Source organism: Flavihumibacter sp. ZG627 (assembly GCF_000814325.1).
In the GTDB taxonomy this organism is placed as follows: domain Bacteria; phylum Bacteroidota; class Bacteroidia; order Chitinophagales; family Chitinophagaceae; genus Flavihumibacter.
The window spans coordinates 1-16,104 of record NZ_JPHF01000013.1; the positions used below are offsets into that span (position 1 = coordinate 1).

Here is a 16,104-nt window from a genome sequence, read left to right on the forward strand (position 1 = left end):
GTGTAGCGACGCTGATCCTGATGGTGAATGAGGTGAGTATTAGTGTACTTGCCCCAGAAATATCATGTACTACCAACACTGGCACTATCACAATTACTGCTGAAGGAGGTACCGCACCTTATGAATACAGTATTAATGGTGGAACCAATTATCAATCACGCAACTTATTCACCAACATTAATGCTGGAAACTATAATATAATAGTACGTGATGCAAATGGCTGCTCCGCAGAAACAACCGTTACCATCACACAAGAAATCTGCTGTACACTCACAGCTAGTGCTACTGCACCAACTATTGAATGTAACCAGGCCAATGGTACTATCACAGTTACGACTTCCAATGGTACGGCACCGATCCAGTACAGCATTAATGGTGGTACAACTTACCAGTCAGGCAATATTTTCAACAACCTCGCGGCTGGTTCTTATACTATCACCGTGAGAGATGCCAATGATTGTATCGTAACCACGGATGTAACCATCGCGCAGCAGTTGGCACCAAACCTGGTGATCACGAATCCGGCAGCAGTTTGTGCTCCAGCCACTGTTGATATCACAGCTTCAGCCATCACAGCAGGCAGTGATCCAAACCTCACATTGAGCTACTGGACCAATGCCAATGCAACAACCAGTCTGCCGAACCCAACTGCTGTTTCAGCAGGAACCTATTATATTAAAGCAACCGCTACAAATGGTTGTGAAACAATCGCAGCGGTCATCGTTTCTGTTACTGATCAGCCAAACCTTGTGATCAATGATCCTGCTATCTGTGCTCCTAATACGGTTGACCTTACTGCTGCTGCAATTACTGCAGGCAGTGAGCCTAACCTCACCTTAACCTACTGGTCAGACGCAGACGCAACTCAAAAGCTGGCAAATGCTAACGCTATTGCTGCGTCTGGAACTTATTATATTAAAGCTGTTTCCGCTGCAGGTTGTGAAATTGTTCTGCCGGTTAATGTTACCATCAATGCACAGCCAAACCTGGTGGTCACGGATCCGCCTGCAGTATGTCCGCCATTGAATGTGAACCTCACCGCTGCCGCTATCACCGCTGGAAGCGATGCCGGTCTTACATTTACATACTGGCGCGATGCTGCAGCCTCACAGCCACTGAATAATGCAAACAGCATTAATGCAGCAGGTACTTATTATATTAAGGCGACCAATGCCAATGGTTGTGAAACCATTCAGCCTGTAACAGTATCAGTACTTCAGGGTGCAACATTGCGTACAACCGATCCGGCACCAGTATGTAGTCCGGCAACTGTTGATATAACCCTACCGGCCATCACAGCTGGTAGTGATCCTAACCTGGTTCTTAGTTACTGGCTTAATGAAAATGCTACCGATGCGCTTAACAACCCACGCGCTGTTGGCCGTACCGGTACTTACTTTATACGCGCGCTCAATGCCGATGGTTGCCAGAATATACAACCAGTAAGAGTGGTCATCAACCCATTACCAACCATCACCATTGAAGGACCTGATTCACTCTGTCTGGGCCTGAACACTGACCTGATCATACGTTTTACCGGACAGGGACCATGGTCATTCACTTATACTGATGGCAGCCAGAGCCGAACTATCAATAATGTTGGTGGCAATACCTATCGCCTGAATGTTGGTCCTAATACCACCACCACTTATACGATCACATCCGTAACCGACCGCAATTGTACAAAAGATGTAAGTGATGAAAATATCAGCCACCAACTCTGGATCACCATCCCGATAGATGGCGTGCGTCTGCCACCTGTATTTACTACGGCAAATACACCTACGCAGCTTCAGGGAAGGAATATTGGTCCTAATTATAACATGTTCAACTGGTTCCCGCCATTGGGATTGAACCGTTATAATATTCTGGATCCAATATTCACCTATGACAAGCGTGTTGAATATAAGATCGAAATGCGTTCAGAGGCAGGATGCGTAACGGTGGATACCCTGGTGGTTCAGCCAGTGAATACAACTGAGCCGGGACTGAAACCTGCCATCTACGTGCCAACAGTTTGGACACCGAATGGTGATGGAAGAAACGACAGGCTCTTCCCATTCACTATAAATATTATTGAGCTTCGTTGGTTCCGCGTCTTCAACCGTTGGGGTGAACTGGTTTACGAAACATCAACCCTTGGTGCCGGATGGGATGGTATCTATAAGGGTAAGATACAGCCAATTGATACCTATACATGGACAGCTGAAGCCGTGGGTATAAATGGCGAGATATTCAGGCTAACAGGACTAGCCGCATTGATGCGTTAAATTTGAATGATGAGAAGAATGTATAACAAATATGTATGCCTGCAGCCACCGCCTGATAAGATGGGTGGAGCTGCAATGCATGTTATATATTCCTGCTCACGGCTATATCTAAACGAAGAAGTAAACCTCAGATCGATTTATAATTTTTATTTGCGTTGTTTATTTACCAGGGTATTGGTATTGGTAATATTGTTACTATCATTATTTTCTTCCAAGGCGCAAGATCCCAGCTTCTCCCAATTCTGGGCATCACCACTTAATATCAATCCCGCACTTACCGGAAATATCAATGGCGACTGGCGCGTGATCATGAACTTCCGTAGTCAGTGGATAGGGCCAACCGCCCCATACATTACAGGTACTATATCGCACGACAGGAAACTCTTTGTCGAGACATTACCTGAAGGTCAGCGTTTTTCGGTGGGTGGAATGTTCATGTACGACCGAACAATGGGTGGTGTTTTACAGAGTGTGTATGGATCGGGAAATGTGTCTTATAATGTGCAGATCGCGGAAGGGTATAATAATAACCACTATCTCGGGGCCGGTGTGGGATTGATCTATGGTCATAAAAGAATGGACTGGACACGTGTTGTTTTTGGTGAACAATATAATGGTCGGGGTTTTGATGTAAACCTGCCTACTGGCGAGTTCTCTCTTTCTGCAATGAAACCCTACCTGAGTTCAAGTGCCGGACTTACTTATTCAGTTGGTGGCGACAAAGCGAATTTTGATTTCGGTGTGGCGGGATTCCATCTCAATCAACCAAGGCAAACTTTCCTGGAAGATGATAATGAAAGGCTAGCCACGCGTTGGGTAGTACATGCAAACTATGAGCGTAATCTTAATAACGGATTGGTGTTAACAACCAACGGAGTATACCAGCGCCAAACTACCGCCAGTTATTTTTCTGTTGGCGGTGGACTCGGTTATGTGGTTGATGAAGTAAGCAACACAAGCGTGAGCGCCGGGGTCTGGTATTGGAGTAAGAATGCCATTGTTCCTTACCTGGGTTTCAGCAAAGGAAAAATGCAATTTGGATTCAGTTCAGATGTTTTGATATCAAAGCTTCGTGATTCCCCGGGCAAACGAAGCACCTGGGAAGTATCTGTTATTTTCCGGGATATAAAACGGAAGAACAGTGGTATCATTTATTGTCCCCCCTGGAAGTAATCTGTTGGTTTATGGTAAAAACCTAAGTATTGATTTTGCAGTCTTTTCAATCGCCCCTTTATTCATCATTTTAGGGCGGTATTTATAACGATCAACATTAGCCGCCGCAAATTAATATGCAGCGTGTTGGGGGATGGCTTTCAATGATAAAGGCGATGGCAATGGAAAAAAATCGGTCAGGTAGTTGAAAAATAATTCTAACTACCTGACCAATAAGGAATCTTTATTTAATTATTAAAATGCTTTCTTCTCAACACTCTGCCAAACCTGGGGAGGAACGGGTTTGTTAAGCAGGTATTTATACATGAAGCTTACCGATTCACGCGTGAGGTGTTCGCGTTTGGCGCGTACGTTGGCACCGATGCCATGACGCTCATTAGGATAGATCATCATCTCGAATTGTTTGCCGAGATCCTGCAGCCTGTTGATCAATTGGATGCTGTTCTGCATATGAACATTATCATCAGTAGTGCCGTGAACAATGCGAAGTGTGCCTTTGAGTTTATCGGCATAGGTCATCACTGCGGTTTTTTTGTAACCCTCCGGATTCTCTGCCGGGGTATCCATAAAACGTTCTGTATAATGCGTGTCATAGAGTGACCAATCAGTTACCGAGGCATTGGCAATACCATGTGTGAATACATCAGCTCCATAGGTAAGGGCCATACAGGTAAGGTATCCCCCAAAACTTCCGCCAGTAATACCCATCTTGCTGGCATCAACCCAGGGTTGTGTGCCCAACCATTTTGCGGCCGTCATGTAATCCTCAATTTCATACATGCCCAGCTGGCGATGAATAAAGTTCATTCCCTTCTTTCCGAAATGTCCACTGCTGCGGTTGTCAATAGCAACCTGAATGATTCCTTCTTGCGCCCACCAGATATCAGTAGCACCCATGCGATAGGTATCATAAACGGTACCAGCATTTGGTCCGCCATAAATATTAACCATCACCGGGTATTTCTTCGCGGGATCAAAACCGATAGGGTAGGTGATCAATACAGGGAGATCAAATAGTCCGTCAGCAGATTTCACCCGTTTCAGTTCCTTACGGGGAAGTGTATATGCAGAGGCTTCAGGGCCCTTTGCGTTTCCGATTTCACGGAGAATCTTTCCTTTCATATCAACAACAACCGTAGTTTGAGGAGTTGTGAGATTAGAATATGTTGTTATGAATGATTTCTTATCGGGGGCAAGCATCATGTTGGTGAAACTGTAATCACCGAACGAATGCCTTTGCATATTTTTTCCATCCATACCAACACTGTAGAGGTCTGTGCGGGCACTGTTCTCTTTACGCGCAGAGAAATAAACGCGCTTTGCTTTTTCATCAACCTCAAATACATTTCCTACGGTATAATCGCCGGAAGTAAGTGTTGCAAGGCGCTTACCCTTCATATCGTGGAGATAAAGATGACGCCATCCGGTTGCATCACTCTTAAGAATAAATCCTTTTCCTGAAGAAAGAAACTCGAAACGATCTGTATCATCCAGATCGATCCAGGTGTCCTGCTTCTCTTCGTAAAGAAGCGATTTAGAACCTGTTGCGATATTAACACCATAAACTTTGAGCTGGTCCTGGCCGCGGTTCATCCAGCTAACCCAGAGCTGCCCATTAGGCGCCCAAACCGGGGTGCCGAAATACTGGTCTTCTTTTTCATTGAAGTCGGCCCAAACTGTTGTGGGGGTTGCGCCAGCGGCAATAGCTCCAATGTTTACGATGCCGATTTTAACGTCAGGGTTTTTGTCGCCGGGTTTTGGGTAACGGTTTTTTTCTAGTGATCCATGAACACCGTCCGCAACATAAATAGGGAAAACGGGCATGCCTTTTTCGTCAAATCGCATAAAGGCGAGCTGCTTACCGTCATTGCTCCACCAGAAAGCTTTGTAGCGACTTGCACGCCCCAGAATTTCTTCAAAGTAGATCCAGGATGCGTATCCGTTGAGAAGGGAGTCATTGCCATCGGAAGTTATTCTAGTTTCTTTTTTTGAGGAGAGCTCAGTGATATAAAGGTTGTTATCTGTTTTAGTGTAAGCGACAAATTTTCCATCAGGAGATGATGTTAAATTACGCGCACCCTCAATTTTAATATCGGGTACAATTTCTTTAGCAACAGATTTCCCGCTATATGGAACTGTATTTCCTGTCTTTACATCAACAGCAAATTGCGACACAGTATTTTTATCCTTTCTTGATTCGATGTATTGTTTAGCATCTGCCCATCCGGTAATTGTGGGCAGGGGTTTCAAGATATTTGTAGGCGCAGATTTGAATGCCTGTTCCCAGGTTACGGATTTTTGCTGGGCTTGTGCCATTCCAAAGCAAAGCACTGCCCCTGCAAGCATTAAGAAATTTCTCATGTGTGATTATTGTGTTTAGTCAAGATTAGGCCAAATTTATTTAACCTCCTGCATATCCACTAACCGCTTATAAAATCCATTCTGGTGAATAAGCTGTTCGTGGTTACCGCGTTCAACGATCTTTCCCTTTTGGAGAACAATGATCTCATCGGCATGACGGATAGTACTGAGGCGGTGAGCGATGACAATACTTGTACGGTGCTGCATCATATTATCAATAGCATCCTGCACAAGTCGCTCGCTTTCCGTATCGAGTGAAGAGGTTGCTTCGTCAAGAATAAGTATGGGAGGGTTTTTGAGCAAGGCTCGAGCAATGGTTAGTCGCTGCCTTTCACCACCACTGAGTTTCCCCCCACGGTCACCTATATTCGTTGAATAACCTTCCTCTTTCTGCGTGATGAAATTGTGTGCATTGGCAACCTTTGCAGCCTGTTCAATTTCTGCGATCGCTGATTCCGGGCTTCCCAGTGCTATATTTCCTGCGATGGTATCATTGAATAAAATAGGTTCCTGGGTCACAATGCTCAGCTGTTTGCGGATGCTGTGCACCGTATATTCTTTAATGTTAACCCCATCAATCAGGAGTTCGCCTTTAGTGACATCATGAAAGCGTGGTACGAGATCGGCTAGGGTACTTTTCCCTGATCCTGATGATCCCACCAATGCCACTGTTTTCCCTTTTTCAATTACAAGATTTATATCATCGAGAATAATAGCGTCCTCATAGGCAAAGGAAACATTACGGAATTCTATGTTACGTTCAAAGCTTTTCAGTTCTTTGGCACCAAGAGAATCCTCCACTTTAACCGGTGCCATCAGGATGGCTTCAATACGCTCTACGGCTGCGCTTCCCCGTTGCACATTGTAAATAGCGTTTGAGAATGATTTGGCTGGATTAATGATCTGTGTGAAGAATACAATATATGTGATGAAGCCATCGGCTTCGAGGCCTGCTGAACCATTAAGTACGAGCCTTCCCCCAAACCACAGAATAGCTGTGAGCACCATCACGCCCAGGAATTCAGACATCGGTGAGGCAAGATCGCGGCGAAAATTCATCATATTCCTTATATGGTTCAGGTTCTTATTGATGCCAAAAAATTTATTGCTAAGTATTTTTTCTGCATTGAATGCTTTGATCACTCTTAATCCACCCAGGGTTTCATCGAGAACACTTAAGAGTAATCCCTGTTGCTCCTGTGCAGTTCCTGATTGTTTTTTCAGGGTGCGGCTCACGCGTCCGATAATAAAACCTGTGGCAGGCAGAAGTACAAGGAGGAAAAGCGATAAGGTTGGACTTAAAAATATAAGTGATACAAGAATAATAAAGATGGTAAGTGGTTCTTTGATAAGTGCTTCCAGCGCAGCCATTACGCTCCATTCCACCTCATTTACGTCGTTACTCATACGGCTGATGATGTCTCCCTTTCGTTGCTCGGTGAAAAAGCCGATCGGTAAAACGAGAATTTTAGAATAGAGTTCGGCCCTCAGTTTTGTCATCACATAATTACGCATAGGGGCCAGTACGCGATAGGCCATATAGAGGAAGAGGTTCTTCAGGAATATGGAAATGATGATGGTGATACAGATGGCAGCAAGCGCATAGACGGGACCGTTATCAGATATCAGTCGGCTCAATTGAAATTTAAGTGCGGTCATCAGTCCTGTTGCAGACCATTCAAAAACAGGCTGTACATCAGTAAGTTTTTCTTTCCCGAAAAGCAGTTGAAGGAAGGGGGCCAGCATAGCAAGTGATGCCAGTGAAAAAAGAATTGAAAGCAGGTTAAAGATGAAATAAAGGATTATGTTTCCTTTTTTTTCGCCCAGGTATTTAAGGATTCGAGAGAAATTTTTCATTCCTGTTTTGTAATAAGAAGGAGCAAACCTACGCTTTTTCGCCGCAGCTGCGAGTTAGAAGCTGTTAAAGATGGGGGATAATCCATAATTTTACAGCAATCAAAAGAAGCGTCATGCAACAAGAGACGAAAAGGCAGAAGCAGGTAGCAGGAGAGATTCAGGAAGTATTGAATGGTATATTTCAACGCCTTGGCCTGACCATGATAGATGGAGGGATGGTATCTATTTCTTCGGTGAAAATGACCCCTGATTTATTGGAATCACGAATATATATAAGCCTTTTTAAGGTGAAGGATAAAAAGGCCGCCATGAAAAAGCTGGAGGACAGGGCCTGGGAAATCAAACGGGAGCTGGCGCAATCCATTAAACACCAGGTGCGGCGTATTCCTGAAATGCAGTTCTATCTTGATGAGACCCTTGACCAGGTTGATAAGATGGAGACCCTTTTCCGTAAGATTAAAGAGGAGGATCAAACATTGCACCAGCCTGAACAATCTGATAAGACAGGAGATGAAGAGCAAGCATAAAACTTAAATACCACCTGTGAATTTTCTTTTCGCCTGGCGTTATTTCAAGAGTAAGAAGTCTACCAATGCCATTAACATCATAGCATGGGTAAGTGTTTCCGCAGTTATTGTGGGAACGGCCTCTCTTATAGTGGTGCTCAGTGTTTTCAACGGCTTCGAAGACCTGGTGAAAAGTTTATATGCCACTTTTTATACTGACCTGAAAGTAATTCCTGCAAAGGGAAAGACCATTCAATTATCGGCGGAGCAGCTCCGGCAACTCGGTTCGATGCCTGGTGTGCGATCTTATTCTTTGGTTATGGAGGAAAAAGCTTTACTACAGAATGGGGAAGCTCAGACCATTGTTTACCTGAAGGGAGTTGATTCAGCATATACTAGTGTTACGAGTATGGCAGAGAATGTAAAAGTGGGCGCTTTTCAGCTGGGTGATGAAAGTAAACCCTTTGCAGTACTGGGAGTTGGTATTGAAAATGCACTTGGCCTTTGGAGTGACCGTGCACTCATGCCGCTTACTGTTTACCTTCCCAAAAAAGGTGCTAACCTGAGTGTATCGGATCCAATGCAGAGCCTCAGTGCCGATAATCTATATACCGCCGGTGCTTTTGCGGTGCAGCAGGATTTTGACAATAAATATGTGTTTACAAACCTGGGTTTTATGAAACGCATGCTAAACCTCGGGACTGATGAATATGGAGGTGTGGAAATAGCCCTGAATGCGGATGGTGAGGAAGACAAATTGCAGGAAGATATAACCCGTTTACTGGGAAAGGAGTATAAAGTATTGACCCGCTACCAGCAGAACCAGGGACTTTACAGTATAATGCAACTGGAAAAATGGGTGATTTACGGGGTGCTTTCCTTAATACTTGTTGTAGCAGCTTTTACCATGATCGGATCACTTACGATGCTGGTGCTGGAGAAGCAGAAGGATATCCAGGTATTAAAAGCTATGGGTGCATCTGATGGCCGAATTCAATCCATTTTTATTTCGGAGGGTTTCCTTTTGGCAACAGTAGGTGCGCTTGCTGGAACTCTGTTAGCTTTCATCATTTGCTGGGCACAGGTAACTTTCAAGCTGGTAGAGCTTCAAGGTGGAAGTTTTGTAATTGATTATTACCCGGTCCAATTTCTTGCCCGCGATTTTCTGCTTGTTCTCGGCACAGTAGTGGTGGTGGCATTTATGGCCAGTTGGTATCCGGCGAAAAAGGCGGCGGGGGAGAGGGTGGAGTTGAGGAGCTGATTTGGAGGGATGGAGGGATGGAGGGGTGGAATTAAAAAAGATTATCAGAAGCATTCATACCTGAGATCAACTTGAATGACCTAACTAATTTTTCCTGCATTTCTGTAAGGTCTATGTCTTTCAGATATCCATTGTCGTTCGCGATATCAAGTATGGCGTCTATTTCCATTACAGATCCCCGGGCTATTTCAAAATAACGTTTTCGTTCAGCATCAGACTTTCTTGATGCTCCTTCGGCAATATTCAAGTATACTGAAACGGCTGCTCTTCGAATCTGAGCTGTAATTCCATATTTTTCATGAAGAGGGAATCGGTTAGATAATTCATAACATTCATTTACTAAAGATCTGGCATAAGAATACCCAACTAATCTGCGATGATTGAGATTTAAAAACATAACAGTTCAAATCTCCATTATTAATCACCGCCTCCATAGGGTGAAATCACCGATATTGGCTGGCTGCTTCCATCCCTCCATCCCTCCACTAATAGTCCCCCAGTGTTTCGGCCTGTTGTGACAGGGCTTTGGCGAGTTGTTCATCATTAGGAGCTATGCCATGCCATTCGTGGCTGCCTTCCATGAAATCAATTCCTTTGCCCATTTCTGTTTTCATGAGAATTACAATGGGTTTTCCTTTTCCTGTCAGAGATTTTGCTTCTTCCAGTTTAGCCACAACAGCATCCACATCATTGCCGTTTTCCAGGACTAACACATGCCAGCCGAATGCTTCAAACTTTTTATCGAGGGCACCGAGGTTCATTACTTTGGCGGTGGGACCATCAATTTGCTGACCATTCCAGTCGACGGTAGAAATAAGGTTATCCACTTTATGGTGGGCGGCGAACATTGCGGCTTCCCAGTTCTGGCCTTCATCCAGTTCGCCATCGCCATGGAGTGAGAAAACGGTTGTATCCGTTTCGCCATTCAGTTTTTTGCTCAGTGCCGCGCCGATGGCAACGCTCATTCCCTGGCCAAGCGATCCTGATGCGATCCTGATTCCGGGCAGGTGCTCATGCGTTGCCGGGTGCCCCTGGAGCCTGCTGTTTAGTTTCCGGAAAGTTGCCAGTTCCTTTATATCGAAATACCCGGCACGCGCCAGGGTAGAGTAATAAACGGGTGATATATGGCCGTTAGAGAGAAAGAAGAGGTCTTCATTGGTGCCATTCATATTGAATGAAGGATCGTGTTTCATTACCTTAAAAAACAGGGCAGTAAAGTATTCCGTACATCCAAGGGAGCCGCCGGGATGCCCACTTGCAACACCATGAACCATTCTGACGATATCTCTGCGTATTTGCGAGGCAACCTCTTGTAAACTAGCCATATGCCGTTAATTTGTGCGGCAAATCTAACCCATTTACTTCTTTCAACAAGAGTAGAAACTAAAACAAAACGAAAAACGTTCATATAAATGTGGCTCGATTTTTTATAGTGGTTTGTAGTTAGATGACTATTTTTGCTAATCAACAAACAAGCATTCATGTTTGATGTAATTCTCGCGTTAACTCTATCCTTTGCAATTTCATTTCTGGCGATACCCGTTATAATCAGGGTTGCTGCGATGAAAAAACTATATGATCTTCCCGACGAGCGGAAAGTTCACCAGGCTCCGATACCTGCGTTGGGCGGGTTGGGCATTTTCGCGGGATTCGCATTTTCCACTTTGTTGGTTGCTGATTTCCAGCAAGGCCGTGAACTCCAGTATTTTCTTGCGGCTTCCCTTGTCATTTATTACCTCGGGCTCAAGGATGATATTATAATTATCTCTCCAGTAAAGAAATTCATAGGCCAGGTACTGGCTGCATTCATTGTTATTTATTTCGGCAATATCCAGATTGACAGTATGCATGGTTTGATGGGTATATATGGACTGCCCCAGCTTTTCAGCCTGGTATTTACATATCTGACCGTTATAGTGATAATCAATTCCTTTAACCTGATTGATGGAGTGGACGGATTGGCGGGAAGCCTTGGATTTCTTTCTTCCAGTGTTTTTGGAATCTACTTTGTAAGTGTGGGATATATTGCAGAGGCTGTGATGGCATTTTCTATGGCCGGCTCAATACTGGCCTTCCTTATTTTCAATTTTCAGCCTGCCAGGATTTTTATGGGTGATACCGGCTCACTACTGATTGGGCTGATCAATGCCATATTAGTTATAAGATTCATTACGGTGGCCACTTCCCCCGATATTAGTTTACCAATTGCCGCCGCCCCCGCGGTAGGATTTGGAATATTGATGGTGCCCCTGCTAGACACATTAAGGGTATTCGCCATACGAATTTTTCAACGACGATCCCCCTTTTCTCCAGATAGAAACCATATTCACCATCTTTTTCTGGATAATGGATTCTCTCATCGCTCCGTCGCGATATTACTGCTGGCTTTGAATGCCATTACAATTGGACTTGCATTTGCCTTCCATGAGATTGGAAATAACTGGTTAATGGGGCTTTTATTTGGCATTTTCTTTACCATTATAGGCGCTATGTATATTGCCCGGCAGCGTCGTCCAAGGCTTTATGTTACCCCATCGGCGGAGGTAAATGGAAAAATCGGGAAGGCCAAAATCGTTCCACTTACTGAAGAATCGGTTTTACAACAGAAATAAAGGCATTTCCTTAGTTTTGCCACGATTAATCGTAAACCAATGACAGAAGAGTTATCAATGATCATGGAGGATGCCGCTGACTCCATGAAAAAAGCAATCAGCCACCTTGAGGCAGAATTAGTTAAGATACGTGCCGGTAAGGCTAATCCTCAAATGCTGGATGGTATCGTCGTTGATTATTATGGATCTAATACACCAATTAGCCAGGTGGCTAATATTATAGCAACTGATGCGCGAACAATTACTGTGCAGCCATGGGAAAGAAATATGCTTCAACCGATCGAAAGGGCTATCATTAATTCAAATATTGGTATCAATCCGCAGAATGATGGTGTAATGATCCGTATGTTCCTTCCTCCCATGACAGAAGAGCGACGCCGGGAACTTGTAAAACGTTGTAACGGAGAAGGCGAACACAGCAAGGTAGCGATCCGAAGCATCCGCAGGGAAGCTATCGAACATATAAAAAAATTACAGAAGGACGGATTAAGCGAAGATGCTGCCAAGGATGCGGAAGCAGATGTTCAGGAACTTACCGACAAACATATTTCTCTTGTTGAGAAGCATTTGGCAAGCAAGGAGAAGGAGATCATGGCTGTTTAATTTGCCTGCTTCCCTTATTCACCATCCAGACTCCCGAAAGTATTACACCCAGGCAAATCACCTGCAGTAAGCTGATGGTTTCATTATAAAGCAATCCCCAGCTAATAGCCACAAAAGGGATTCCATAAGTAACCAGGGAAGAAAACAATGTGCCTGCCCTTTTTACCAGCATATAAAAAAGTATGGATGCGATTGCAGTTCCAAATATTCCCAGCACTGCTGATGCGGCAGTGGAGAGAAGTATATTTTCCATCAGGAGATCAAATTTAAAATATCCTGTATACCACAGAACCGCAAGCGAAGGAGGAATCAGGAAGGCAAATGCAAATGCGGCAATAGTAACGGAGCCCACACCTTTTAGATGTTTTCCAACCATATTTACATTAAGACCATAAAGAATGGTTGCGATCAGTACCAGTGATGCATAACCGATATCCTGCATGTTTGCATGTCCTCCGCTTATAAATAGGAGTACAAGTGCCGCGAAACCTGTTATTACCCCACTCATCTTTAGGAAATTAACTTCCAGTTGAAAGAAAAGAGCTCCCAGGATGATAGTGAAAAGAGGAGTAAGGGCATTCAGGATTCCGGCAAGGGAACTATCGATCCGGGTTTCTGCTATGCAGAAAAGAAATGCGGGAAAAAAACTACCGAGTAATCCCGACAAAATGATTAATCCCATCTTTTCCCTAAGAATGGTTTTTTCAAGCAGAGATTGGGATATGAGGGAATTTGAAGGTGATTCTTTTGGTGATAATGGTTGTATGAATTGCTTTACAACTATAGGGAGTAATACCAATCCGGCGCTAAGCATTCTTATTGCCGCAACCTGGTAAGCGCTCAGGGCGGTCATCCCTGCCTTCATGAGAATAAATGAACTACCCCATATTATGGAAAGCAAAGAAAACAGGAGCCAGTTAACCAGTTTTGTATTTGCATGCATAGCTGCTAAATTCACGATATGCACCTGTGTGGAAAAATAAATATTATGTTACTCTGATGAATAAGTAGATTGACTTAGAATAATATGTAATCCAACAACCACCTAAATTCAATTATTATGGGCTTTTTATCAGATTTTAAAGCATTTGCGACCAAGGGAAATCTTGTTGATATCGCCATCGGTTTCCTGATGGGTACAGCCTTTACAAAGCTGGTAACGGGTTTTACGACTGGGTTAGTATCGCCCATTATCGGCCTGCTCACAGGCGGTAAGGATTTTTCAAAGATGGAATATGTTGTGAAGCCTGCGGTGATTGATGCCGCCGGAACTGTTGTAACTCCGGCTGTTTCATTTCAATATGGCATGTTCTTTACAACGGTATTGGATTTCATTATCATCGCTTTTGTTTGTTATTTGTTTATAAAGGCAATACTTCGCAAAGATCCGAATGCGGCTGCTGGTCCTTCATCCACTGATGTGTTGCTTACTGAGATCCGCGACGAACTAAGGAGGAAATAAAGATTTACACTTATATTTGCGCGGGCATTTTGAATTTTCAAAATGCCCTTTTTTTAAGACTAAAACTTGTTTATGAAAGCTATCACCACCCTGTTTTCGTTCGTATTGGCAAGTGCATTGATCCCCGCCACGCTGAGGGCACAGGATGCAGCAGTTTCGGGCATGAAAAAAGCAACCGAGCGTAAAACTTACGACGATACTACTTACAAATACAATGAAAAAGGCTGGCGAAAAGGTGGGGCTTTAAGTATAAATCTTGCGCAGGGAAGTAGTTCCAACTGGGCTGCAGGAGCGGAAAAGTCATCTTTCAGCCTGGCAGGTTACACAACGCTTTTCGCCAATAAAAAGAAGGGAGATTTTTTCTGGGATAATACACTTGACCTGGGTTATGCTATGCAAAAGACCAGTTCGCAGGGTAGCCGAAAAACAGATGATAAGATAGATTTATACAGTAAGGTTGGAAAGCTTCTCAGTGAGCATTGGGCAGTTGTTGGCGTGTATAATCTTCGCACTCAAATGACCGATGGGTATGATTATGACTACCTGAACAAAGGGATTCGTCGCAGGGTATCCGGATTGTTTGCTCCGGCGTATATGCTGGTATCGCCTGGACTGGAATGGAAACCAGTTCCTTTCTTCAGCCTGATGCTTTCGCCTATTTCCGCCCGCTGGGTGATTGTTAGCAATGATCCTTATAGCTACTATTATGAGAACGGCGATATCCCATTACCCGACGGAGGAACTGAAACCCCGCTGGCAGCACTCTATGGTGTAAATCCAAACAGGAAGGTCTCTTTTGAGGCAGGCGCCTATATGTCTGCCAATTTTATAAAAGATATTCTGAAGAATGTAAGCTATAAGAGCCGCCTCGATCTTTTCTCCAATTATATTGGCAAGCGTGATCCCATTACGGATGTTAAACTGAAAGCGCAACCACAAAATATCGATGTGTTCTGGACCAATTCCATCGTAATGAAAGTGAATAAATTTCTGGCTGTTACCTATAACCTGGATCTTATTTATGATGATGATGTAAAACAGTTTGGAGCCGGGAACAATTCACCAGGAACACAGATACGTTCCTTATTGGGTGTAGGACTGACCGCTAAATTTTAACTGCGAACCGCGTGTCTGACATATGTTCGAACATCCCCTTAATACATGTCAGACACTTAAATAATCCGTAAATTGCCCGCATGGCGGCGAATCAGATATCATACCAGATCAAACTGGATCAGTTTGAAGGTCCTTTCGATCTTTTGTTATTTTTTATTGAACGGGATGAACTTGATATTTATAATATACCTATCACAAAGATCATCAACGATTTCCTCGACTTTATCCATGGACAGGAGAAACTGAATATTGAACTTTCGAGTGAATTCATACTCTTTGTTTCAACGCTGATGCGGATCAAAGCGAGAATGCTGCTTCCACGTAAGGAGGTTGATGCATCCGGAAACGAGATCGATCCGCGCCAGGAACTGATAGACAAATTACTGGAATATAAAAAATACAAACAAGCCTCCGCTGAGCTCGCTGAAATGGAGGCTGTTCGAATGCTGATGGTGAAGCGGGGTAATATTAACCGTGAGTTGGGCACTATCGGGGAAGAAGCATCAGAGGGAACGGAGATTCAGCAGATCACCCTTTTCAAACTGATGAAGTCATTTGAAAAGGTGATGCAAAAAGTTTATGACCGAAACAACAAACCTGTTCATACAGTTGTGCAGTATAACTACACTATGGAGCAGAGCAGGGAAAATGTACTTGTGCGCTGCCGTACGGAGAAAACAATGTCCTTTGAGAAATTATTCGATGCATGCGAGAATCGGATTCACGCAATCTTTACTTTCCTGAGTATGCTGGAACTTGTTCAGCAGAAATATATGCGCATTATGACAGGCGAGGGAAGGAATAACTTTATTGTAGAATGGAATGAAGAGCGGGAAGAGGATAATTTTGAATTTGATTTTGACAATAGGCAATAGCGAATAGG

Annotated in this window: 14 protein-coding genes; 9 read left to right on the plus strand and 5 right to left on the minus strand. The window is 43.9% G+C overall.

The features are described from left to right. A partial coding sequence (locus HY58_RS17440) for a T9SS C-terminal target domain-containing protein (protein WP_039135119.1) occupies window positions 1-2,270 on the plus strand: 2,270 nt, incomplete at its 5' end. 9 nt (window positions 2,271-2,279) lie between these two features. Next, window positions 2,280-3,443, plus strand: coding sequence for a PorP/SprF family type IX secretion system membrane protein (locus tag HY58_RS17445; RefSeq protein WP_172644678.1), 1,164 nt, complete (start codon window positions 2,280-2,282; stop codon window positions 3,441-3,443). 234 nt (window positions 3,444-3,677) lie between these two features. Here the strand turns inward: HY58_RS17445 and HY58_RS17450 are convergent, their stop codons facing one another. Then, entirely contained in the window at window positions 3,678-5,804 is a 2,127-nt protein-coding gene (locus HY58_RS17450) for a DPP IV N-terminal domain-containing protein (protein ID WP_052324260.1), read from the minus strand. Between the two features lie 36 nt (window positions 5,805-5,840). Next, on the minus strand, window positions 5,841-7,661 hold the full coding sequence (locus HY58_RS17455) for an ABC transporter ATP-binding protein (RefSeq protein ID WP_039135124.1): 1,821 nt from the start codon (window positions 7,659-7,661) through the stop codon (window positions 5,841-5,843). Between the two features lie 113 nt (window positions 7,662-7,774). Here HY58_RS17455 and rbfA point away from each other — a divergent pair, with 113 nt between their 5' ends. Beyond that, window positions 7,775-8,188, plus strand: a complete 414-nt coding sequence (gene rbfA / locus HY58_RS17460) for a 30S ribosome-binding factor RbfA (RefSeq protein WP_052324261.1) — start codon at window positions 7,775-7,777, stop codon at window positions 8,186-8,188. A 16-nt stretch (window positions 8,189-8,204) separates the two neighbouring features. After that, complete coding sequence (locus HY58_RS17465) at window positions 8,205-9,428, plus strand: FtsX-like permease family protein (RefSeq protein ID WP_039135127.1); 1,224 nt, start codon at window positions 8,205-8,207, stop codon at window positions 9,426-9,428. A gap of 31 nt (window positions 9,429-9,459) precedes the next feature. On the opposite strand, the gene HY58_RS17470 is transcribed toward HY58_RS17465, so the two are convergent. Beyond that, window positions 9,460-9,825: a four helix bundle protein gene (locus HY58_RS17470; RefSeq protein ID WP_039135130.1), complete on the minus strand. Its 366-nt coding sequence runs from the start codon at window positions 9,823-9,825 to the stop codon at window positions 9,460-9,462. Window positions 9,826-9,913: 88 nt separating this feature from the next. Beyond that, entirely contained in the window at window positions 9,914-10,753 is an 840-nt protein-coding gene (locus HY58_RS17475; RefSeq protein ID WP_039135133.1) for a transketolase, read from the minus strand. 156 nt (window positions 10,754-10,909) lie between these two features. Between HY58_RS17475 and HY58_RS17480 the strand changes: the two genes are divergently transcribed. Beyond that, window positions 10,910-12,040, plus strand: a complete 1,131-nt coding sequence (locus tag HY58_RS17480; RefSeq protein WP_039135135.1) for a glycosyltransferase family 4 protein — start codon at window positions 10,910-10,912, stop codon at window positions 12,038-12,040. Window positions 12,041-12,079: 39 nt separating this feature from the next. Then, complete coding sequence (frr, locus tag HY58_RS17485) at window positions 12,080-12,643, plus strand: ribosome recycling factor (protein ID WP_039135137.1); 564 nt, start codon at window positions 12,080-12,082, stop codon at window positions 12,641-12,643. Here the strand turns inward: frr and HY58_RS17490 are convergent. Further along, window positions 12,630-13,586: a DMT family transporter gene (locus HY58_RS17490; RefSeq protein WP_052324262.1), complete on the minus strand. Its 957-nt coding sequence runs from the start codon at window positions 13,584-13,586 to the stop codon at window positions 12,630-12,632. The two genes, frr and HY58_RS17490, sit on opposite strands and share 14 nt — an antisense overlap. A gap of 117 nt (window positions 13,587-13,703) precedes the next feature. Here HY58_RS17490 and mscL point away from each other — a divergent pair, with 117 nt between their 5' ends. From mscL to HY58_RS17505, 3 genes are all read left to right on the plus strand, one after another. Further along, entirely contained in the window at window positions 13,704-14,105 is a 402-nt protein-coding gene (mscL, locus tag HY58_RS17495; protein ID WP_039135141.1) for a large conductance mechanosensitive channel protein MscL, read from the plus strand. A 72-nt stretch (window positions 14,106-14,177) separates the two neighbouring features. Further along, window positions 14,178-15,221 carry a DUF3078 domain-containing protein gene (locus tag HY58_RS17500; protein ID WP_039135143.1) on the plus strand — a complete coding sequence of 348 codons (1,044 nt, stop codon included), beginning with the start codon at window positions 14,178-14,180 and terminating at the stop codon, window positions 15,219-15,221. 80 nt (window positions 15,222-15,301) lie between these two features. Then, window positions 15,302-16,096 (plus strand): ScpA family protein, encoded by a 795-nt coding sequence (locus tag HY58_RS17505; protein WP_156123744.1) that lies wholly within the window; start codon window positions 15,302-15,304, stop codon window positions 16,094-16,096. Window positions 16,097-16,104: the final 8 nt, after the last annotated feature.

What these genes read in the sequence shown, in the direction of transcription:
- HY58_RS17450 (WP_052324260.1), bottom strand. Translation starts at nt 5,804, where the DNA reads ATGAGAAATTTCTTAATGCTTGCAGGGGCAGTGCTTTGCTTTGGAATG.
- HY58_RS17445 (WP_172644678.1), top strand. Translation starts at nt 2,280, where the DNA reads ATGAGAAGAATGTATAACAAATATGTATGCCTGCAGCCACCGCCTGAT.
- HY58_RS17490 (WP_052324262.1), bottom strand. Translation starts at nt 13,586, where the DNA reads ATGCATGCAAATACAAAACTGGTTAACTGGCTCCTGTTTTCTTTGCTT.
- mscL (WP_039135141.1), top strand. Translation starts at nt 13,704, where the DNA reads ATGGGCTTTTTATCAGATTTTAAAGCATTTGCGACCAAGGGAAATCTT.
- HY58_RS17475 (WP_039135133.1), bottom strand. Translation starts at nt 10,753, where the DNA reads ATGGCTAGTTTACAAGAGGTTGCCTCGCAAATACGCAGAGATATCGTC.
- HY58_RS17470 (WP_039135130.1), bottom strand. Translation starts at nt 9,825, where the DNA reads ATGTTTTTAAATCTCAATCATCGCAGATTAGTTGGGTATTCTTATGCC.
- HY58_RS17500 (WP_039135143.1), top strand. Translation starts at nt 14,178, where the DNA reads ATGAAAGCTATCACCACCCTGTTTTCGTTCGTATTGGCAAGTGCATTG.
- HY58_RS17455 (WP_039135124.1), bottom strand. Translation starts at nt 7,661, where the DNA reads ATGAAAAATTTCTCTCGAATCCTTAAATACCTGGGCGAAAAAAAAGGA.
- HY58_RS17480 (WP_039135135.1), top strand. Translation starts at nt 10,910, where the DNA reads ATGTTTGATGTAATTCTCGCGTTAACTCTATCCTTTGCAATTTCATTT.
- frr (WP_039135137.1), top strand. Translation starts at nt 12,080, where the DNA reads ATGACAGAAGAGTTATCAATGATCATGGAGGATGCCGCTGACTCCATG.
- HY58_RS17505 (WP_156123744.1), top strand. Translation starts at nt 15,302, where the DNA reads ATGGCGGCGAATCAGATATCATACCAGATCAAACTGGATCAGTTTGAA.
- rbfA (WP_052324261.1), top strand. Translation starts at nt 7,775, where the DNA reads ATGCAACAAGAGACGAAAAGGCAGAAGCAGGTAGCAGGAGAGATTCAG.